21 protein-coding genes are annotated in these 19,790 nt (G+C 39.3%); 9 read left to right on the top strand and 12 right to left on the bottom strand.

Going from position 1 to position 19,790, the window contains the following annotated elements; genetic code table 11:
- The first annotated feature begins 294 nt into the window (after positions 1 to 294).
- From QWY93_RS14660 to QWY93_RS14635, 6 genes are all read left to right on the top strand, one after another.
- The gene (locus QWY93_RS14660; RefSeq protein ID WP_290249124.1) at positions 295 to 978 is read left to right on the top strand and encodes a hypothetical protein; all 684 of its coding nucleotides are present in this window, start codon (positions 295 to 297) and stop codon (positions 976 to 978) included.
- 23 nt (positions 979 to 1,001) lie between these two features.
- Entirely contained in the window at positions 1,002 to 1,445 is a 444-nt protein-coding gene (locus tag QWY93_RS14655; RefSeq protein WP_290249123.1) for an SRPBCC family protein, read from the top strand.
- 19 nt (positions 1,446 to 1,464) lie between these two features.
- The gene (locus QWY93_RS14650; RefSeq protein WP_290249122.1) at positions 1,465 to 1,806 is read left to right on the top strand and encodes a YciI family protein; all 342 of its coding nucleotides are present in this window, start codon (positions 1,465 to 1,467) and stop codon (positions 1,804 to 1,806) included.
- A 328-nt stretch (positions 1,807 to 2,134) separates the two neighbouring features.
- Positions 2,135 to 2,524: a SpoIIAA family protein gene (locus QWY93_RS14645; protein WP_290249120.1), complete on the top strand. Its 390-nt coding sequence runs from the start codon at positions 2,135 to 2,137 to the stop codon at positions 2,522 to 2,524.
- Between the two features lie 13 nt (positions 2,525 to 2,537).
- The gene (locus QWY93_RS14640) at positions 2,538 to 3,224 is read left to right on the top strand and encodes an NADPH-dependent F420 reductase (RefSeq protein ID WP_290249119.1); all 687 of its coding nucleotides are present in this window, start codon (positions 2,538 to 2,540) and stop codon (positions 3,222 to 3,224) included.
- Between the two features lie 66 nt (positions 3,225 to 3,290).
- Positions 3,291 to 4,049 (top strand): Mut7-C RNAse domain-containing protein, encoded by a 759-nt coding sequence (locus tag QWY93_RS14635; RefSeq protein WP_290249118.1) that lies wholly within the window; start codon positions 3,291 to 3,293, stop codon positions 4,047 to 4,049.
- Between the two features lie 492 nt (positions 4,050 to 4,541).
- Here QWY93_RS14635 and QWY93_RS14630 read toward each other — a convergent pair whose 3' ends face one another.
- The 4 genes from QWY93_RS14630 to istA all read right to left on the bottom strand — a co-directional run bounded on the left by QWY93_RS14630 (position 4,542) and on the right by istA (position 8,488).
- Positions 4,542 to 5,894 (bottom strand): transposase, encoded by a 1,353-nt coding sequence (locus tag QWY93_RS14630; protein ID WP_290246189.1) that lies wholly within the window; start codon positions 5,892 to 5,894, stop codon positions 4,542 to 4,544.
- Between the two features lie 276 nt (positions 5,895 to 6,170).
- Entirely contained in the window at positions 6,171 to 6,893 is a 723-nt protein-coding gene (gene istB, locus QWY93_RS14625; protein WP_290246350.1) for an IS21-like element helper ATPase IstB, read from the bottom strand.
- An 18-nt stretch (positions 6,894 to 6,911) separates the two neighbouring features.
- Entirely contained in the window at positions 6,912 to 7,436 is a 525-nt protein-coding gene (locus QWY93_RS14620) for a Mu transposase domain-containing protein (RefSeq protein ID WP_435380197.1), read from the bottom strand.
- 38 nt (positions 7,437 to 7,474) lie between these two features.
- Complete coding sequence (istA, locus tag QWY93_RS14615) at positions 7,475 to 8,488, bottom strand: IS21 family transposase (protein WP_290249116.1); 1,014 nt, start codon at positions 8,486 to 8,488, stop codon at positions 7,475 to 7,477.
- Between the two features lie 541 nt (positions 8,489 to 9,029).
- Here istA and QWY93_RS14610 point away from each other — a divergent pair.
- Entirely contained in the window at positions 9,030 to 10,367 is a 1,338-nt protein-coding gene (locus QWY93_RS14610) for an aminotransferase class I/II-fold pyridoxal phosphate-dependent enzyme (RefSeq protein WP_290249115.1), read from the top strand.
- A gap of 383 nt (positions 10,368 to 10,750) precedes the next feature.
- Here the strand turns inward: QWY93_RS14610 and QWY93_RS14605 are convergent, their stop codons facing one another.
- The 8 genes from QWY93_RS14605 to QWY93_RS14570 all read right to left on the bottom strand — a co-directional run bounded on the left by QWY93_RS14605 (position 10,751) and on the right by QWY93_RS14570 (position 18,130).
- Positions 10,751 to 11,671, bottom strand: a complete 921-nt coding sequence (locus QWY93_RS14605) for an IS1595 family transposase (RefSeq protein WP_290246175.1) — start codon at positions 11,669 to 11,671, stop codon at positions 10,751 to 10,753.
- A gap of 178 nt (positions 11,672 to 11,849) precedes the next feature.
- Positions 11,850 to 12,965 (bottom strand): formylglycine-generating enzyme family protein, encoded by a 1,116-nt coding sequence (locus QWY93_RS14600; protein WP_290249114.1) that lies wholly within the window; start codon positions 12,963 to 12,965, stop codon positions 11,850 to 11,852.
- A gap of 190 nt (positions 12,966 to 13,155) precedes the next feature.
- Complete coding sequence (locus tag QWY93_RS14595) at positions 13,156 to 14,535, bottom strand: aminopeptidase P family protein (RefSeq protein ID WP_290249113.1); 1,380 nt, start codon at positions 14,533 to 14,535, stop codon at positions 13,156 to 13,158.
- A 244-nt stretch (positions 14,536 to 14,779) separates the two neighbouring features.
- Complete coding sequence (arsB, locus tag QWY93_RS14590) at positions 14,780 to 15,832, bottom strand: ACR3 family arsenite efflux transporter (RefSeq protein WP_290249112.1); 1,053 nt, start codon at positions 15,830 to 15,832, stop codon at positions 14,780 to 14,782.
- A gap of 2 nt (positions 15,833 to 15,834) precedes the next feature.
- Positions 15,835 to 16,452 carry an arsenate reductase/protein-tyrosine-phosphatase family protein gene (locus tag QWY93_RS14585; protein WP_290249110.1) on the bottom strand — a complete coding sequence of 206 codons (618 nt, stop codon included), beginning with the start codon at positions 16,450 to 16,452 and terminating at the stop codon, positions 15,835 to 15,837.
- A 43-nt stretch (positions 16,453 to 16,495) separates the two neighbouring features.
- The gene (locus tag QWY93_RS14580; protein WP_290249109.1) at positions 16,496 to 17,029 is read right to left on the bottom strand and encodes a DUF6428 family protein; all 534 of its coding nucleotides are present in this window, start codon (positions 17,027 to 17,029) and stop codon (positions 16,496 to 16,498) included.
- Positions 17,030 to 17,080: 51 nt separating this feature from the next.
- Complete coding sequence (locus QWY93_RS14575) at positions 17,081 to 17,416, bottom strand: ArsR/SmtB family transcription factor (RefSeq protein WP_290249107.1); 336 nt, start codon at positions 17,414 to 17,416, stop codon at positions 17,081 to 17,083.
- A gap of 69 nt (positions 17,417 to 17,485) precedes the next feature.
- Positions 17,486 to 18,130 (bottom strand): SDR family oxidoreductase, encoded by a 645-nt coding sequence (locus QWY93_RS14570; protein WP_290249106.1) that lies wholly within the window; start codon positions 18,128 to 18,130, stop codon positions 17,486 to 17,488.
- A gap of 528 nt (positions 18,131 to 18,658) precedes the next feature.
- Between QWY93_RS14570 and QWY93_RS14565 the strand changes: the two genes are divergently transcribed.
- Both QWY93_RS14565 and QWY93_RS14560 read left to right on the top strand, forming a co-directional pair.
- Complete coding sequence (locus QWY93_RS14565; protein ID WP_290249105.1) at positions 18,659 to 18,838, top strand: BF3379 family histone-like protein; 180 nt, start codon at positions 18,659 to 18,661, stop codon at positions 18,836 to 18,838.
- Positions 18,839 to 19,125: 287 nt separating this feature from the next.
- Positions 19,126 to 19,764, top strand: coding sequence for a phosphoribosyltransferase (locus tag QWY93_RS14560; protein ID WP_290249104.1), 639 nt, complete (start codon positions 19,126 to 19,128; stop codon positions 19,762 to 19,764).
- The last annotated feature ends 26 nt before the right edge of the window (positions 19,765 to 19,790 follow it).

Below are 19,790 nucleotides of genomic sequence, written 5' to 3'. Positions count from 1 at the left end.
TTGATTCCTCCAATTGATTATTGAAATTACAGGTACGATTACGGGTATTCTTATTATTAAAATCATTAATAAAAACTGCCCAGTTATCATTTTTTTATTTCATGGAAATAATCTTAATCTAAATTTCCCAATAATAACCAATAATCCCAATTCATTTTCCTATTCAAAAAAATGGAATTGGATGCTATCCATCCTTCCTTTTTCCATAAAATCTTTACACCTGCATCAACTATTTTTTTGTATATTAGATGAGGACAGAATCTAATTTTTCCTTTCCACTAAAAACAGAAAAATATGCAGTCCTGGTTAGCAATTCTTGAAAAAATGATCTGGCCCATATTTATCATTGTTCTACTTTTTGTTTTCAGAGATAAAATCAATGGACTTTATGAAATGGCCACTGAGGGCAGGAGTGTTGAAATTGCTGGCTGGTTAAAAATCGGGGAAAAAGTCCAACAAACAGAAATCAATCAATTTGCCACCAAGGATTTATCAATAGAAGCCGTTGAGGGTTCAGGATCCGTAATAGAAAAAGGCGGGGAAAATCGCCTGATTGAATTACAGGAAAAATTAAGAAATTCAGAAATCAAAAGTTTTGACATATTAAAAATCACGAATAACAAAATCTATTACAAGGACCTTTTAGAAAAATACATCTCTACCCTTGGCATCAAACATATTGTTTTCATTAAAGATGGAAAGTTTGACGGTTGGATGGCAAGCAGCATTTTTTCAGGCCAATTGTTAGTTTTCCAGCAAAATACTTTTGGATATGACCAGCTTAGAAATTCCCTTGCGGGAATTAGAAAAACGCAGATAGGTCCTCAGGAAAAAACCTCAGTGGTACTTAAGAAAATGCGCGATGAACAAATGGACAATATTGCCATCGTAGAAAATGACACATTCAAATACATTATCAATAAACAGGACATCATAACGGCAATTGTATCCAACTCCATTCCTATAAATGGAGAGTAAAAAATAAACCCAATAAATTCAACATGGAAGATTCCTATCACATTACCCATATCTGCCATACCGACGCTTCCCAAAAGGCAGTTTTTAAAGCCTTAAGTACTATTAAAGGATTGAGCCATTGGTGGACCGCTCAAACCCATGGAAATCCTGGTATGGATGGAACCATTGTATTTCAATTTGGAAACAGTTTCAAGGATGAAGTACACGTTACCGATTTTGAACTTGATAAAAGAATCGAATGGACTGTTTTGGACTCTGTGCCAGACTGGATCGGAACTATTATCAGTTTTGATCTTGACCAACATGAAGGAAAAACCCGTATCCGACTGACCCATAAAGGTTTTAAACAACAGGATGATTATTTTGCTCAATGTAATTTTTCCTGGGCAAAATACTTAATCAGCCTTAGAAACCTGGTGGAAAATGGCCAAGGAGACCCTTACGACGATCACAAACCATTTGACTAATCATAAAAGAAAAATTATTATGAAAAAATTTATTGTCATTTATCATGCCCCCATCTCCGCCCTTGAACAAATGGAAAATACTTCCCCTGAAGAATCCAAAAAAGGGATGGAAAAATGGATGGAATGGGCAAAAAAATGCGGGGACAAGTTAGTGGACATCGGCAACCCCTTGGCTAATGGTGAAAAATTGTCCACTAATGGAAGTAGTGAAAAAAGCAAAAGGGAGGTATGCGGATATTCCATATTACAAGCAAAGGATATGGAAGAAGCTAAAAAATTACTTCAGGGACATCCGCATTTGTCTGGATGGGATGCCGCCTGTGAAATCGAGGTCCATGAAACCATGCCACTTCCTGAGTAATCCCATCAAGAGAATAAAAGTATTTAAATTGCCTTTGGGGATCATGATAAAGTGATCCCTTATTTTTTTTTCATATTCCCTCTTAAAAACCCAGCCATTATTAATAGCAAAATCAACTGACTTTCATTAAATTATAATGGAGGGAAATTAAAATGGGTTCCAACTTTACTATCCGATAATTAATTAGGTTAAACCTACTTCAAATAAAAAAATGAAATGTTTTATAATTTTCCCTTCAAAATAAAAGTTGAAGGAATATGGAATAAATCAAAAGCAAAGTCCTTAAGCTTCAAGCTAGGGCTGGATAGAAACCAAAAGATATTTCAAAATGATTGAACAATTTAAAGTTTATGATACCAATGTTTTGGCCTTGGAAGTAAAGGATGGCTTTAAAAAGGTAGATGAGCAATTATTTGAAAAACTGGTAAAGGATAAATTGAACCAGGGCTATGAAATTGTAAATGTATTGGTGAAATTGGATGAAATGGAAATTTCTAAAAGCAGCATTAAGGCATTTTTTGAGGATGCTATTTGGTGGCTTAGAAATTATAATCATGTGGGCCACTTAGCTGTAGTGGCCCATTCCAATATTGTAAAAGCCTTGATTCCAATAGACAATTTATTTTTTCAAAGGGCTAGCAAAGGGAGAATAGAACGGTATTTTGATATTTCACAATTGGATGAAGCTTTGGAGTTTGTAAAAGCTGGAAAAAAATGATCAACAAAATGCAATGAAGATAACCATATTAGGAACAGGGGCAGTGGGTCAAACCATTGCTGCCCGATTGTTTGAATTGGGTCATGAAGTAATTATGGGAACCAGGGACCCAAAAGAAACCCAAAAAAGAGAATCCCCAAATCAAATTACCGGAAAATCATTTGCCGAATGGTATCAGGACCACTCCGGAATCAAACTACTTCCATTCAAGGCAGCCAGCACATTTACCGATTTGGTGATAAATGCCACCAACGGAGCAGCCACACTAGATATTTTAAGTGAAATTGGAGCATCCAATTTAGAAGGAAAAATACTTTTGGATCTTGCCAACCCTTTAGATTTTTCCAAGGGCTTTCCCCCTAGCCTATTTGTTTGTAACACAGATTCATTGGGAGAACAGGTCCAAAAAAAATTACCCAAAACCAAAGTGGTTAAAGGTCTTAATACTATGAACGCCTACATCATGATGCATCCTCATAAAATCACTGGAGACCATCATCTTTTTTTAAGCGGAAATGACCAGGAAGCTAAAAATTCTATAATAAAATTATTATTAGAAATCGGCTGGAAAAATAAAAACATTATTGACCTGGGAGACATCAGTACCGCCAGGGCAACAGAAATGTTATTGCCTGTTTGGTTACGATTATACAAAACTTTGGGTCATACCAATTTTAATTTTCACATCCAGGGAGCTTAATTATTAATGGGAAAACAAGCCTTATTATGGCTTTTTTGAATAAACAAAATAAATACGCTATCAGTCATGGCAGGTAAAAATAAAAGCCTAAAAAAGACTTTTTTTGTACGATGCTATGCGGAGCTGAATGATTTCCTTCCTCCTGAAAAACGACAAAAAACCTTTTCCACTCAATTCAAAACTCCCGTAACTGTTCAGGAAATTTTAATTTCTTGGAAAATCCCTTTATCAGAAGTAGACCTTATTTTGGTCAATGGACAGTCCGTTAGTTTTTCTCATTTCCTTCAGGAAATGGACAGAATCTCCATATATCCCACTTTTGAATCATTGGATATCTCCAACCAAACGAAAGTGAGAAACCATGGCTTAAGAGAAAGTAGGTTTATCCTGGATGCTCATTTGGGAAAATTGGCAAAATACCTCCGTATGTTGGGATTTGATACACTTTACCGCAATGATTTTGAGGATGATGATATTATTGAAATTGCCCAAAAGGAAAATCGAATCATACTAACCCGGGACAGGCTTTTACTAAAATCATCAAAAATAAACCATGGTTACTTTGTAAGGGCGATTGATAAGCATGAACAACTTAGGGAGATTGTCCAAAAGTATGACCTTTACAGTCAGTTCAAATCCTTTTCCCGATGTATGACCTGCAATTACCCCTTAACCCGGATAGAAAAATCAAAAATACTTCCAAAAGTAAAACCTGAGATTGCCCGGGTATTTGACGAGTTTTTTTATTGTAAAAACTGTGATAAAGTTTTCTGGAAAGGCTCTCATTTTAAAAGAATGGAAAAATATATCAGAGATTTGATTTAACCATTGGATTTCAGCTTCACTTCTCAAGCTAAAACTGAATGTTGATCTGCATGGGTTTAAATGTCGGATAATTATCATAAAATCTAAAACTTCACCCTAATGAGCCAGCAAAAACTTGTGTTTTCAATAAATAAACCATCTCACAAAAATTAAATTTCGAATATAATTTTTGTAAAAAAAATTATGGAGATAATGGTGAAAGATTAGAGGACGGAATCAAATTTTAAAAGATAGTTTAATAAATAAATTGTAATCTCATGGAATTGTGGAATTAGGAAAAGTAATTAGGCCTCTTTGGGAAATAGACATAATTAACCTTTTAGTGACTTAACTAAAAGGTTAATTTGTTTTTAGGGTACTTTGAAGTAAAATTCAGAGTACAATTTGTGTAAGGAAAAGTACAATTACTGAATTGAAGGGGTTGATTTTTGGGGTGGTTTTGACAATTGGACACACCTGTCCTGTAATCCTTCTTTCCGGCGGTAGTTTTTGTCAAGCAGCTTTGTTGATGGGCGGGGATTCCTGTTGGTTTCTTCGTTTGGCAACTGCTACGGCGTTGGCTGCCATAATGCCGAACAGCACGGCCAGCTTTTCCCTTTTATCTCCCTTTACTCGTATTTTAACCAGTCCATAGTGGTTTTTATGGTTGCCGAAAGCCCCTTCCATTGCCGTTGCCCTTTGTTTGGAGACTTCAGCACTCAGAATCTTTTCGGCTTTGTTGTGCGGTTTGGGGCCTTTTTTGGGGAAGCCGGTGAATATGTCTTTGGAGGTACAATACTTTCTGTTGGCATTGGTGGCATAAATCCGGTCGGCACCCAGCTGGGAAGTCTGTCCGAAAATCCGGGTATGTTTTACCGTGGATATTTTCAACCGGGTACATTCATTGAAGTTGTTGAAGTCCAGTTTATCGATAAATGATAGCCCGCCTGTCTGAAGGATATGGGCTTTCATACCGAACTCCACAGGTTTGTTTTCCTTTCCCCGGACGATCGGCCGGAGATAAGGTTTATGGAGGGAAACGATGCGGTCCTTAAGTTCGGAGGGAGGATTTTCCAACAAAAACTGCTGCTGGACCAAGACTTTTTTGATGGTCTTCAGACAGGCAAAGTCATTTGGTTTAAGCCCCGCCCCTTGATAAAAGTCTAGGATCTCTTGTAACTGGCCAAGTCCTTTTTCCAACAGGAAGACCAGGGATTTTTTCCTTTTGAGGGTTTCCTTAAAGGATTTGCGTCTTTTACGGAAGTAGCCAAGCTGTTTGGCCTTCTGCTCCCTGTATTTTGACCGGGGCCTTTTTATGCCCAATTGTTTACATTTTTTGAACAGTTGCTTTTCAAACACCCACTGGCAGCATTCCCAGAGTAGTTTGGGGTCGGTGGGGAAACGGACATAACTTTCATAACAGGTGGCATCCATTAATAAGACGTGGCTGTTGTCCACATCCTGTTTCCAGTGATCCATTAGTACCTCTTGGATCTGTTCCCAGTGGCAATGTTCCTCGATGTAGGCCCTGATCCGTGTCATAATGGTAAGGTCCCGGATCTGTTGGTCTGCTGCCAATACTTTCCCGCAGAAATACTGAAGGCTCCAGTCGGTATTGAAACGCTCTATCAATTGGCGGTCTGAGGTATTCAGGTAGGCTTTCAAAAACATCAGGGCAAACATGCCCTTGGCACCGAACCACCTTGGGGCACCAGGCCCCTGCAGCTTTTCAGGAACAAGGCTCGAAAGCTTTTCCCATGGCAGGCTGTCATGGATCTGGCCAAGCAAGGAATTCTTGAAAAAGTGATACTTTGGAGAGTATCCGTCAAAGTCTTTGAAAATAGGGAGCTGTATGGTATCTTTCATAGTATTTTTGTCTGCAAACAAAAAATACGAAAAAGAAAACCCCGGAAAAAGCCCTTTTGGACGATTTTCGGGGTTTTTGAGTTATTTTTTCGCAACCCTGTTTATTAAGAGTCAGTGATTTAGCTAATTAACAAGAAGCCCTAATTAGCTCATTCGCATTATTTGTATTTTTTATACCCCAATATTGGATATTCCGGATGATATTGACCCCTGTTCCGGGCATATTGACCCCTCTTTAGGAGAGGTTTGGTTTAATAATCAGATGGCCTGACAATTTTACATTTTTTTTCTGAGACTTTCCCCTTTCAGCTCGATTCTGTAGGAGACGTGTACCAACCGGTCAAGAATGGCATCTGCGATGGTCGGCTCACCTATGACATCGTACCAGCTTGAGACAGGGAGCTGACTTGCAATAATAGTGGATTTTTTACCGTGCCTGTCTTCGATAAGCTCCATAAGATCGATCTGTTGCTGTTTATCCAGGTTTGTCAGGCCGAAGTCATCGAGGATGAGCAGGTCCGTTTTTGCCAGTTTATCAAAGAACCTGATGGCAGTGCCGTCCAGTCTGACCATCTTGATTTTGATCATGAGCTTTTGGGTGTTGAAGTAAGCGACCTTTTTCCCATGCACACAGGCCTGGTGGCCAAGGGCCGAGGCCAGGTAACTTTTTCCACAGCCGGTAGCCCCCGTGACAAGTACAGCATCCCCATTGGTTATATATTCCCCGGTTGCCAGGGTTGCCAGGAGCATATCATCCAGGCCCCTGGTTTTGTCCAGGGAGAGTTCTTCCAGTGAAGCTTTGTAACGGAACCCTGCGTTGGATTCCAGTCTTTTAAACCTCCTGTTGTCTCTTTCCTGTTCTTCTGCCTGTAACATAAGCTCAAGTCCTTCGGCAAGGGAGAGGCTTTGGTTTTTACGGGTCTCCTGTAGCGTTGTCCATGTTTGGTGCATGCCGTGGAGCCTGAGTTTGATAAGTTGTGTTTCGATCGGATTGGGCATAGTTGTTTAAAGTTTAAGTTATTGATATTGGTCATAATATGTTTTTCCCCTGACATTCCCGTGTTCAGGAAGTTCCCTGGCAGACGGCTCCGCTGTAGCTTCTGTCATATTGTTTTCCAGCATGTTCTTGATAAAGGTATAGGAGTATACTTTGTACTCCATGGCTGTATTGCAGGCTTTCTCCAGTCGCTCCTTATCCACCTTCCTGCCCAGGGCGAGCAGCCCGTCACAGGTCCTGTAAAGCTGTTCGGGGATCTTGCCCTGTTTAAACAGCAGGGAGATGTACCTGGACAAGACCTTTGAGTGTTGGGCGGCTTTGCTGCGGTAATATTCAGGACTTCTGTCCCTATAATGCTGGTGCTGGGAACACAGGTGTTCTTTGAGCGTGGAATAACTCCCTTGATTGAAGCCTCTGCTGTGTATGGCCACCCGTTCCCCTTTATGGAACACATAGAGCATACTCCGTGTATAGATCACCTTTACCCTTTGGCCTATCAGTGTATAGGGGACACTGAAATAGTGGTTGTCCCGGGCCAGATAGATGTGGTTGTTTTTGGCAACGGTCAGCCGGGCATAGTGTCTCAGCTCGAAGCGTTCCCGGGGAGTTTCCCCAACAGGCCCTTCTCATCGGCGAGAAACTTCTCTTCCCTGCAGTAGGGCTTTTGCTGCATCCGGGTCTGGTTATGGGCTTTTACCTTTTGGCCAATGGCCCTGTTTAAACTGTGTATATCGAAGAACTGCATATTCCTGAGCCTGGCATATACCCGGGAGTAAAGGACCTTTACCTGGTTCTCTACCAATGCCTTGTCCTGCGGCTTCCTCGCCCTGGCAGGCACTACAGCCGTGCCGTAGTGGTTGGCAAAATCCTCAAGGGCCTGGTTGATACTTGGCTCATACTTGTCGGCTTTGTTCACTGCGGCTTTCAGGTTATCGGGGACCAACAGCTGTGGCACACCCCCCAACTGCTCCATACAACGGCTTAGGGCATATAGGAAGTCCGGGATGGTCTGGGAGGCCACGGCCATGGCAAAGGCATAATCCGAATAGGGAAGGCAGGCCACAAACAGCTGGCACCGGACCTCTTCTCCGGTTTCCCTGTCTATGTAGGCGATGGGCTTGCCTGCAAAGTCTATATACAGCTTCTCTGCAGGCTTATGCTCAAGTACCATGGATGGCTTTGCCCGGGCAAGATCCTGTTGGTTGAGGTGGTGGCAAAACTGGCTACGGCCGTATCCATCGGGATAGGACTGCCTGTACTCTTCCCATAAAAGAGTTTTGGTCACCCCTTTGCGCTGGAGCTCTTTTTGATAATAAGCAAGGTTGGAGATAAAGTGTTCGTACCGGGGATCTTTGTAAGAAGGGTCCCCTGAAAGGAACTGTTTCTCAATCTCAGGTACCTCCATGGACAGGAGCTTCTCCGTCGTAAGCCCTGTTTTCTTATTGTTTTCCAACAGCTTGTCCAGCTTAAAAAGATAGCTCTTGACTGTGTTTTTGCTCATCTCCAGCATGCGGGCTATGGTTTTGATGCCCTTGCCCTGCTGCCGTAAAATAATCATCTGCTTGATCTGACTCATCGGTTTTGGTTTACCTGCCATCGGATTATACTTAGCGGTTTCGAAAATGTCCGCTAAAAAACCAAAACCATTCCATAGAGGGGTCAACTTGCTCCGGAATTTAAGCCTCAAAGGGGTCAGCTTGCTCCGGATTTAGCTCAATTTTTTCTTCAGGGGGTCAACATCCGCCGGAATGACAGGCGATTCTGGCCCTTAAAGCCACTTTGGTACCTGAATAATTGCCTAATTCGGAGGGGTCAGTTTACTCCGGATTATCCACCAATATTCCTAAACCCTAGCAAAAAAACACTCAGAAGGTGGTTTTAATTATGGATATCCGCTAAAGGCAGTCAATTAAAATCGCAGTCCTTATTATTTTGGAGGCAAAATCCTTTTATCAAAATTGAGAAAATTAAATCTTATGGTCCATTGAAATTATTGAATATTTATGGACCATACCTATTACTCCTATAGCTTTTTAAAAATTGTTTCTAATTGGTTAAATTGATAAATAATATAGGAGTAATTTCAGTATTATAATTTTATTTGAAATTTTTAGTTTTTTTACCATAAACACCTACAAATGGATACCTCAAACTTATCAAAAAGAGGAATAGACGCAGCTTCCTCTCCTATTAGAATAGATTTTGAATATTATTTTGATGCATTAAAAAACAGGTACCACAAAAAGGAAAACCCAAATGGAAGTTTCCCCATGAATGTGGCCGAAAACAATCTTTGTTGGAACCTACTAAAAAATAAAATTGCTTCTATCACCCAGGAAAAACCTATTCCAGAATGGGTGGCGGGGTATGGAAATCCATCAGGTGTATCATCCTTTAGGGAAGCAGTTGCAGAATTTCTCTCTGATTTTTTGATCGGATGCAAAGTGGACAAAGACCGCCTTGCTTTTTCTGCAGGTTTGACTTCAGTAATAGAGGTTACATCATTTATTCTGGGAAACCCGGGTGATGTAGTCGTTTTTCCCGCACCTAGTTACCCGGTTTATACCAAAGATATTGGAATTTTTTCAGGCCTGGAACGCTTCGACTTGATTACCCATACCGAATTGGACGAGCTTAAAAATGGGATGTTGGTCAGTTCAAAAACCCTTGATAAAACCCTAAAAAACCTCCAGGATAAAGGCAAAAAATTCAAAATATTGGTAATTACCAACCCGGACAACCCTACAGGTGGAATATATTCCAAAGCTCAACTGGAAGAAATTGCAGATTGGTGCATTGAAAATAAAATTCACCTGATTGTCAATGAAATTTATGGGCTTTCCATCATCAATACTGAACATCCAGATATATCCATGGATTACCAAAAGAAAATTGAATTTTATTCTTTTGGTAAAATAATGGATAAGCGAAAAAACCCCTACCTGCATTATTGGTATTCTTTTTCAAAAGATTTTGGCATTTCGGGTTTCAGGGTGGGCTTAGTCCATTCCTTTAATAAGGCCTTTTTACAAGCTTACAAAAATGTCAACTTCTCCCATTCCATTTCTAATTATACCCAATGGATCATGGAATCAGTTTTGGAAGATAAAAACTTTATTAAAAATTATATCCAAATCAACCAGGAACGTATTACCGAATCCTATGCAGTCGCAGCCAGCACCATGAAAGAGCTGAAAATCCCCTATTGCCCAGCCCGTGGAAGTCTTTTTGTTTGGTTTGACTTATCTGAGTTTTTGGAAGAAGACACCGACAAGTCCCAACAACAATTATGGATAGACCTTTACCAAAACACGGGAATGCTTATCACTCCTGCTGAAGGTTTTGGGCATAAAAAAAGAGGGCAATTCCGCCTGGTCTACTCATTTATTTCAAAAGAAGAAATCAAAGCTGCCATGGAAAGGTTTTCCCTATTTATTCATGATAAAAGAGGAGAGGTTAAGCATTATGCGATGTAAATGAGAACAGGAAGTTTTGACCACACCCAATATAAAAATATTGAAAACCATTAATTTAACGCATCCGATCATGGTAAACATATCCAGAAAAAATGCAAAATCTTTAGGTCCCACTTAAAAAAATAAAAACTTTCCAATTTGGAAAAGGTCTATTTTGTCCATTTTATTCAAAAACAATAGTATATACCTCTCCTTGCTGGGTGTCTATATCATAAAGGTAAGCCTCTTGAATTTGAGCTGGTTTTACCTCAGCTTCCTTATCTCCCAATTGTTTAATGATCTTTAGGATGGCAAGCTGGTAATAATGTAATAAGAGTAAAGCACTAGATGAAGAATTTTAGTGTTTTGAACTAAAAGTTAAATGGGGTTATTATTTTTTATGATTATCCGCAATCATGCCAGTAAGGATAAATGGAAGCAATAATGAGCCGGTCAAAAAGTTTTTGACCGAAATATTTTCTGTTGAGCTTATAACTAAACTCATCAAGATAGTTTTGCATCATCCTTTCACTTATCATATGGTATGTCTGCAGCTGTTTCTTTAAATTACTTATGGCTATATGAACCCATTTGAGGTTAAAATGGCCTTTATCAGTTCCAGAGACCTCTCTGACATGAACCTCAATACAGTCACCCAGATCTGAGAAGGTGGTACTCTTATCTGTTTGAAGCACTGAGTCCTGATCAATGAATTCTTTGACCAGACCTTGGGCTGTTTTTGCCTCTAAGTTCTTTATCTTCTTCATTTTAAAATATCTACAGCTCTTTTCAAGCTTTCCGGATTCAGGGTTTTCTAAAACTGTCGATTCGGCCATTACCGCTACAATGGACTGTTTTTGACTGCCCCTGCCTCTTTTGAGCTTGTTTTGGGATTTGGCTTTGGTGGCTTTTCCTACAAAGGCCTCATCATATTCTACCATATCCTCAAGCCTATAGATATCATCGCGTTGTCCCATGACCTTCCTGAGTTTATGGTACATCCTGAAAACAGGTTCATACCGCTTCATCCCAAGCTGCCTTTGTAGCTCTGAGGCACTGAAGCTCTTCTTAGTGGCGGTTATGAAGGTCATGGCCAGCAGCCAGGTCCTAATTGGAAGGTTGCTGTTTTCCATAACAGTACCACTCTTGATGCTGGTCCTGAACCCACATGAAGCACATTGAAAGGACTTCTTGTTTTCAAGCCAATAATGACGGTTACAGCTGCACCGTTTGCAAATGATGCCCGATTTTGTCCTTTGTTCTCTAATGAACTTAATACAGGAAGACTCGTCAGGAAACCGATTAATGAAGTTGATTATATTCATGGTCAAAACCGTTTATTTTGACCCAATTTATACAGAGTAATAACTTAACTAAAGCTATTGACACTAACTGTCACTTTTAATTTATTTGGCTACTGGTGTCATTGCGGATATACATATTATTTTTTTCAATTAATGCTTTTCATCTATTCTTTTTGTAAACCCTCTCCTTAATTGGTTACTATTTCTTAACATCCCTCACACAACGAAAACCAGTATGGCTCAACCCTGAGTCTTCGCTTGTTTTCATCCTTCTGGATACCCGGTAGCCACTGCAGTAGGAATCATTGCATAAAAAAGAGCCTCCTCTAACTACTCTTTTGGGTATCATGGGTTCATCGGGATCAAGTGACATTTGTGGTCTTTCCTTTCCGCTGATTTCATATGAATAGGCTTGAACATGGTACCAATCTTCACACCATTCCCAGACATTGCCTGCCATGTCATAAAGTCCATAGCCATTAGGTGGATAGGTCATTAATGGAGCGGTTCCTGTAAAACCATCCTCTCCCCTATCCTGGAAAGGGAAAAGTCCTTGCCAGAAATTGGCTTTATCACTGGCATTTTTTGCAGGTTCATTGCCCCAGGGATATACCGGATCATCTTTACCTCCCATGGCTGCCCATTCCCATTCTGCCTCTGTGGGCAATCTTTTACCAGCCCATTCAGCATAAGCATTAGCATCTTCATAAGAGACATGAACTACCGGATGATCCATTTTCCCCTCCAAATCACTATCAGGTCCCATAGGATGTTTCCAATTTGCACCAATCACCCATTTCCACCATCTACTTGGATTATCCATGGGCACAGGCCCATCCGTGGCAAAAAACACCATTGAACCTGGTTGCAACATTTCTTCGGCAGGCTTAGGAGTTCCTGGGGGAAGTTGTTTTTTTATTTCTTCCCAATCTATAGCCCTTTCTGCGGTGGTCACATAACCTGTGGCTTCCACAAATTCCTGAAATTGCCTATTGGTCACTTCATGTTGATCCATCCAAAATGGTTGGATTTCTTTTTGGTGCTTCGGAAATTCATCAGCAGAGGCCTGATCAGTTTTTCCTCCCATGACAAAAGTACCTCCTGGAATCCGCACCATCCCATCTTTAATTTGCCATTGTTGCGCTTTTGATTGCGTTTCCGGGGTTTTCTTATTTGGATCTGTCTGAATAACAGTAATTTTCTCTTCTTTTCTTTTGGAAGAGCGTTGCTCGGAGGAACAGCTTGTAAGAAAATAAGTCAGGGAAAGCGCCATCAAAAGGTAGGCAGGGATACTTCGATTAGTTTGGGTAAACATGTTTTATTTATTAATTAAACTTTAAAAAGGATGGAGAGATTTTTTTTCATCCATTTTTATTATTGAATATTGAACGAAAGTATAAAAATAAATTGTTCAAAGCACATTTAGAAAAACAACTATTTGAATAGCTCCTTGCCAAGGGCTTAAATAAAAAAGTGAAGAATCAACTGGTCTAAAAAAATTGGTGCTAATTCGTGGACTCCCTTCTAATCTTTTCAATATCCTCAGATGCGCTGGCCAGTGGGGTTCCCAATAGCTTTGCTCCATTATCGGTTATGAGAAAATCATCCTCTATCCGAATACCTCCAAAATCCCGGTAACTTTCCAACCGGTCATAATGGATAAAATCTTTGAATTTCCCTTCTGACTTGAACAAATCTATCAGTTCGGGAATAATATAAATTCCAGGTTCCACCGTCACTACATTACCGGCCTCTAACTCTTTTCCAAGTCGAAGGGACTTTAATCCAAATGCTTTGGACTTTTTGATCTTTTCCGAATAACCAACATATTCCTCTCCCAAATTTTCCATATCATGGACATCCATACCCATCATATGACCCAGACCACATTGAAAAAACATGGTATGGGCCCCTTGTGCAACTGCTTCCTTAGGATCCCCTCTCATCAAACCCACTTCCTTCAAACCTTCCACCAGTTTTTCAGCTGCCAACAAGTGAATATCCAAATATGGAATTCCAGGCTTTAAGGCTTCAATGGCTGTCATTTGGGCCTTATATACAATATCGTACAATTCTTTTTGACGCGGACCAAAACTTTCATTCACAGGAAAAGTCCGAGTCATATCCCCGGCATAATAATCACTTGATTCGGCGCCACAATCAAACAAAACCATATCGCCAGCTTTAATGGTATTTCCATAATAATGATTATGTAAAGTTTGCCCATCCACAGTAACAATAGGCAAAAATGAAAATCCTGCATTATGCTCCCTGGCTACTTTTTCTGCCACAGCCAAAAGCTCAAATTCTTTCATGCCAGGATGGGCGGCCTTAATCACTTCCAAGTGAATGGCAGCAGTAATACTTGCCGCCTTATCCATCTTTTCGATTTCCTCTGGAGATTTGATGTTTCTCTGTTGGGCCACTGCTTTAATAAATTTGGTAGATCCCATAGATTTCACTTCTCCGATTGGCTTATTAAAGAGCTTCTGCAATTTTAAAACGTGGGCTCCCCGGTAAGGAGGCAATACATGACAACCTTGGCGGATTAAATCTTTTAATTTTTTAAGAGGGGCATTTTGATCAATCCCCACCTTTTTTCCCAATTCGACCATGGTTGGCTTGGGACCGGTCCAAACGATTTCATCGATTTTCAGATCATTTCCAAACAAATATTCCTTATCCTCATCACAATCGATCAGGCCGATCATTCCTGGTTTATCAATTCCAAAATAATACAGAAAAGTGCTGTCCTGCCTAAAAGGGTACCAATTGTCCTTAAAATTGCGGCTGCTTTCTTCATTGCCCAAAAACAAAAGTTGACCAGTCCCCATGGCTTGCTTTAATTTCTTTCTCCTTTCCTGATAAATTTTGGCTTCAAACATGGCAAAATATCAATGAGTACAAATGACTAAATTTAAAATCTACATGTTTTTTGATTACTAAAGGTAAAAAATTTCCAGTTGTTACTTTCCATCCCTCCCAGAGGATAAAGGATCCTACAAGAATCGGTAAAGGTTTTTTACCACACGGGACGCTAAAGAATTCACAAAGGAACCAAGGGCCATATTTCTTGCCCAGCGTCCTTTGCAATTTCCCTATCTCGGCTAACTCCTTCTTTCTTTTCGTTTAAACCTTTATCCTTGCCGGATAATATTTTTGTTTTAACCAAAAGGAAACCCTTACCAACAAAATCAATGCAGGAACCTCGACCAAAGGACCAATCACCCCGGCAAAAGCTTGCCCGGAATTAAGGCCAAAAACTGCAATGGCAACAGCAATGGCCAATTCAAAATTATTTCCTGCAGCTGTAAATGCAATGGCAGCATTTTTATTATAATCGGCTCCACTTGCTTTGCTGATAAAAAAGCCCAACAAAAACATAAGCCCAAAATATACCAACAGAGGAAGCGCAATTCTTGCCACATCCATTGGGATTTGAACAATCAGTTCCCCTTTTAGGGAAAACATTACCACTATGGTAAATAATAATGCCACTAAGGTCAAAGGGGAAATACTTGGGATAAAGGTATTATTGTACCATGACTCCCCTTTAAGTCTTACCAAAATGACCCTGCTAAGCATCCCTGCCAAAAATGGGATGCCCAAATAAATAGCCACGCTTTCTGCAATAGTGGCAATAGAAATATCCACAATGGCCCCTTGAAACCCAAGCAACGGAGGCAACTTGGTAATAAACAACCAAGCATAAAAACTGTAAGCAAAAACCTGGAAAACACTATTTAAGGCCACCAAACCCGCGCCATATCCCCTACTTCCATCCGCCAGGTCATTCCAAACCAATACCATAGCTATGCATCTGGCAAGCCCAATCAAAATCAAACCCACCATGTATTCGGGGTGGTCCTGTAAAAACAACAAAGCTAAGGCGAACATCAATATTGGTCCCACTACCCAGTTTAAGAGTAAAGAAATCCCCAATATTTTCACATTTTTAAAAACTTTGGGGAGTAACTTATAATTCACCTTTGCCAAGGGTGGATACATCATCAGGATTAATCCTATGGCTATAGGGATATTTGTACTTCCTTGACTAAATGAATTGATAAAATCCGGTGTGGCTGGGAAATAAAATCCAATTGCTACACCAATTCCCATTGCCAAAAATATCCATAAGGTGAGATTTCGGTCCAAATACCCTAATTTCTTTTTTGAATTCATGCTCAAATTATTTTTGAAAACAAATAAAACATTTCTGCAGCTATCTGGTGGGATCTTTCATCGTACTTTATAGCCTCTTCCGATGTTCCATCAAATGCCTTTGGATCCTCATAGCGAACCGAAATTCTTGCTGTAGCCCCAGGAATGTAAGGACAATTTTCATCAGCATTGGAACAGGTTATCACCGCAGCAAATTCCGAAACTGCATTATACTTATCATCAAATGTTTTGGAAAAGGCAACAATGGGTTGGGCATTGTCAGAATAAAAAACCTGATATCTTGGGTTCTCTTTGCCTTTATTTTCGACTTTAAACCCTGTGCGTTTTAGGGATTCAACTGCTCTTTCATTAAAAGAGGTAACCTCCACACCTCCGGAATAGCAAAATACCTCTATCCCAAAATATGCTGCTGCAACCTGAGCCCAAACCTGGGAAAGCTGACTTCTTCTAGAGTTGTGGGTGCAGATAAAATTCAAATGAATGGGTTTGCCTTGATGCTTATGAGATTGGATATACTCAATCAAAGGTTCCAAAATCTTTTTCCGGTCATCTGAGATTTTAACATCAAGAAATTGATCAGCCTTTTTTACTAAGGGTGGAAATAAATCAGTTTTGTTCACAAAAATGTTTTTATGGTTTTAATATCTTTTTGAAACATTAACCTTAGCAACAATCAGTTCCTGCTGCACAAGAGATTTCTTTTGCTTTCAATCTAAATTTAGGCTTTCTGGTTTTGACAGGTCCACAGCAAGCCTGGTCTCTTTCTTCTTTGGTATTTGCCCGGTCTTTTGCTTTACAAGTAGCATGATCACTTCCCAGCTTCACAATTATCTTTTCAGGTCCTTTGACGATAGAAGCTACAGGCAAAACAGCGGTATTAAAAGATGGATTATCATACTCAAATTTGATTTCAGTATCCAGGTAAGTAGACCTAACTTTATTTACAACCTCAAAAATTTTAAATGCTTTACTGCTGTCAACCAGATGACCTGGTTCAGCCACCTCATTTTCCCAAAGTTGAACATGGGTTTCTGACCAATTATTGGCCACTCCCCCACAATCCACAGTATCAAAATCCACATTTTTCACCTCTGTAATATGAAAATCAGGACGAACAAATTGTCCAGGTGCATATTCAAAAGATAAAATGGTTTTAGGATTTTCTTTTAATATGTTAATAAACTCACTGGTCTTCATAATTGTAGAAATTTAATATTGCAATATTACGATATAATGGAGCGTTTTTTTTTAGCAACACCCTTCAGTTCCTGGAGGGGAAAATTGGTCAAAAACCAGATTGAAAATATCCTGAATTTCTGCCCAACGTTTGGGGTTAATGCAATAGCTAACCGAAACCCCTTCAATGGTTCCCTGGATAATCCCTGACTCCTTCAGCTCCCTCAAATGTTGACTGATGGTAGCTTGTGCAAGCCCCAATTCCTGGACCAAATCTCCATTAATACAAGTTTTGGACTTCAAGAGATGCTCAATAATAGCTACTCTGGCTGGGTGAGCAAACACCTTTGCCACTTGTGCCAATTCATTTTGGGCATCCGTAAACAAACTTGATTTTGTAACTCCCATGTTTAAACCATCATTTAATTGCAATATTACGATAAATATTGAAAATTAAAATGCTTTTCCATTTTATTTTTAAAGCTTTTTTAATGCTATCTTAATATCCAATTCCCCAGAAGTTAGATCAAATGATTTCCTGAAAGTATGGTGGTTATCTATTGCCGCCACTAGAGTCCTCGCCACATCTTCCCTGGGAATACTAGAACGCTCAAGTTCAATTCCAGCTTTAATTTTCCCTGTTCCTGCTTCATTTAACAACCTGCCCGGCCTAACAATGGTATAGTTTAATTCACTTTGTTCAAGAATCCGGTCTGCATAATGTTTGGCCACATAATAGGGCTTTAACACTGGGTTCCAATTTTCACGGTTATTGGCCTGAAGTGCACTAACCATAATATAGCGTTCTACCTCTGCCTCTTGGGCAGCTTCCATGGTTTTAACTGCTCCATCCAAATCAACCAGCAAAGTTTTATCCGGCCCCGTACTTCCTCCAGATCCTGCCGCAAAAATAATGGCATCACAGCCTTTAAACACCTCTGAAAGAAATTCGACACTGTCTTCCAAATCTGCAAGAACAGCTTTAATTCCCATGGATTCAAATTCTTCAATTTGATTTTCATTCCTGACCATGGCCTTTACTTCATGCTTTCCTTCCTGTTTTAAAATTTGAACCACCTGCTTGCCAATTTGACCATTGGCTCCTATTACCAAAATTTCCATAGGCTATTTTTGTATTATAATTAAAACTTGGATCATCATTTTAATAAAAGTGTAATGATCTTTTTTTATATAGTTAATTTAGTATAAATGAATCCCACATACTATATTAAAGAGATAACATCTTCATTAAACAAGGTTTATCAAATATCAAAATAAATCCTTAAGAAAGCCAGTAATTAAATCTTTCAAACTCCTCCCCAATAGCAGCTATCCCATCAATTTTATTTTCGATATTTCACAGAGCGGTATTATTCAAAGGGAATACTTTTGCTCAAAATGATTTCTTCAAGCCTCTTAACGGTTCAAGGGACAAGAACAATAACCTAACTCCTTTCTATTCATTTCATTTACAACCACTTAAAAAAATATTTGATTTATAACCAAATATTCAATCAGAGTTAAAAAATAATTAAAAGCCTATAATTCCTTTTTAAATTTTTATTTTTTACCCCTAATAAATTAGTAATTGTCCAAAAAGCCTGTAAATTCAGGGATTCAAACTATTTAAAAACTTAAATCACTATCACAATGAACAAATTTAGTGCAGTTCACGATCTAGTTTCTTCTCTTGAAGAAGATTTTGAGAAATTTTATGAAAAAGGTAATAAAGCGGCCGGTACACGTGTAAGAAATGGCATGTTGGATATTAAAAAACTTGCCCAGGAAATCAGAACTGAGGTTAGTGAAATTAAAAATTCCAAGAAGTAATTTATTCTTTTTTAACATGCAAACCTTGATCAAACAAATTTGGTCAAGGTTTTTCCTTCCTAATGAGCAAAATCATTTTTTATAACTTTTCTTCCAGTTACCTTCCTTTTACTGATATATTCAATTAGCAACATCTACTCTAATTGGAAATCAACTCTTTTCGAGAAAAGGGGGAATTTGTGTTTAAGGGATTCAAATTAAATAAAAACAATTTCCTTCCCTACCTTATCAATTCATTATTGGTAAAACTACAGTTGGGAAAAATTGGTATTCAAAAGTTAATTTTAATGTATAAGGATCGTGAAGAGGCAGGTGTTATTCTTGCCAGGGAATTGTTCAAGTACAAGGATTCCAATGCAATTGTGGTTGGTATTCCCAGGGGAGGAGTGCCTGTGGCCTACGAATTAGCAAAAGCCCTTCACCTTCCTCTTGAAATCATCCTTACCAAAAAACTAGGCTATCCTGGAAATAAAGAATATGCGATTGGTGCTGTTGGCTTGAAGGATCTTTATTTGACAACCCAAAGCCACATTCCAGAAGAGTATATTCAGGAGGAGATAAAAGATTTAAGGGATAGGCTTCAGGAAATGGACAAGAAATTTAACGGGAACCGAAATCCCCTAAGCTTAAAGGGTAAAACTGTGCTTCTCATAGATGACGGAATTGCAACCGGGATTACCTTACATGGGACCATACAAGTACTCAAACACCAAAAACCTGCCCGCATCATTTTGGCAGTTCCTGTTGCACCACAAGATTCTTTGGACCAGCTAGCTTCCTCGGTCGATGAAATTATTTGTCCATTAATCCCAAAAAGTTTATATGCGGTGGGGCAGTTCTATTACAATTTCTATCAGGTATCAGATGATGAAGTTTTGGAATTACTTCAAGAAGCAGAAAAGGCAGGATTCCAAAATAAATCTTAAAAAAGAATTAATATGGCTCAGTTTTG

The organism is Echinicola jeungdonensis, assembly GCF_030409905.1.
Lineage (GTDB): Bacteria > Bacteroidota > Bacteroidia > Cytophagales > Cyclobacteriaceae > Echinicola > Echinicola jeungdonensis.
This window is presented reverse-complemented; position numbering and strand designations above follow the sequence as displayed.

What these genes read in the sequence shown, in the direction of transcription:
- arsB (WP_290249112.1), bottom strand. Translation starts at nt 15,832, where the DNA reads ATGAATTCAAAAAAGAAATTAGGGTATTTGGACCGAAATCTCACCTTA.
- QWY93_RS14655 (WP_290249123.1), top strand. Translation starts at nt 1,002, where the DNA reads ATGGAAGATTCCTATCACATTACCCATATCTGCCATACCGACGCTTCC.
- QWY93_RS14600 (WP_290249114.1), bottom strand. Translation starts at nt 12,965, where the DNA reads ATGTTTACCCAAACTAATCGAAGTATCCCTGCCTACCTTTTGATGGCG.
- QWY93_RS14635 (WP_290249118.1), top strand. Translation starts at nt 3,291, where the DNA reads ATGGCAGGTAAAAATAAAAGCCTAAAAAAGACTTTTTTTGTACGATGC.
- QWY93_RS14660 (WP_290249124.1), top strand. Translation starts at nt 295, where the DNA reads ATGCAGTCCTGGTTAGCAATTCTTGAAAAAATGATCTGGCCCATATTT.
- QWY93_RS14565 (WP_290249105.1), top strand. Translation starts at nt 18,659, where the DNA reads ATGAACAAATTTAGTGCAGTTCACGATCTAGTTTCTTCTCTTGAAGAA.
- QWY93_RS14575 (WP_290249107.1), bottom strand. Translation starts at nt 17,416, where the DNA reads ATGGGAGTTACAAAATCAAGTTTGTTTACGGATGCCCAAAATGAATTG.
- QWY93_RS14570 (WP_290249106.1), bottom strand. Translation starts at nt 18,130, where the DNA reads ATGGAAATTTTGGTAATAGGAGCCAATGGTCAAATTGGCAAGCAGGTG.
- QWY93_RS14595 (WP_290249113.1), bottom strand. Translation starts at nt 14,535, where the DNA reads ATGTTTGAAGCCAAAATTTATCAGGAAAGGAGAAAGAAATTAAAGCAA.
- QWY93_RS14560 (WP_290249104.1), top strand. Translation starts at nt 19,126, where the DNA reads ATGTATAAGGATCGTGAAGAGGCAGGTGTTATTCTTGCCAGGGAATTG.
- QWY93_RS14650 (WP_290249122.1), top strand. Translation starts at nt 1,465, where the DNA reads ATGAAAAAATTTATTGTCATTTATCATGCCCCCATCTCCGCCCTTGAA.
- QWY93_RS14630 (WP_290246189.1), bottom strand. Translation starts at nt 5,894, where the DNA reads ATGAAAGATACCATACAGCTCCCTATTTTCAAAGACTTTGACGGATAC.
- istA (WP_290249116.1), bottom strand. Translation starts at nt 8,488, where the DNA reads ATGGCAGGTAAACCAAAACCGATGAGTCAGATCAAGCAGATGATTATT.
- QWY93_RS14605 (WP_290246175.1), bottom strand. Translation starts at nt 11,671, where the DNA reads ATGAATATAATCAACTTCATTAATCGGTTTCCTGACGAGTCTTCCTGT.
- QWY93_RS14645 (WP_290249120.1), top strand. Translation starts at nt 2,135, where the DNA reads ATGATTGAACAATTTAAAGTTTATGATACCAATGTTTTGGCCTTGGAA.
- istB (WP_290246350.1), bottom strand. Translation starts at nt 6,893, where the DNA reads ATGCCCAATCCGATCGAAACACAACTTATCAAACTCAGGCTCCACGGC.
- QWY93_RS14640 (WP_290249119.1), top strand. Translation starts at nt 2,538, where the DNA reads ATGAAGATAACCATATTAGGAACAGGGGCAGTGGGTCAAACCATTGCT.
- QWY93_RS14580 (WP_290249109.1), bottom strand. Translation starts at nt 17,029, where the DNA reads ATGAAGACCAGTGAGTTTATTAACATATTAAAAGAAAATCCTAAAACC.
- QWY93_RS14610 (WP_290249115.1), top strand. Translation starts at nt 9,030, where the DNA reads ATGGATACCTCAAACTTATCAAAAAGAGGAATAGACGCAGCTTCCTCT.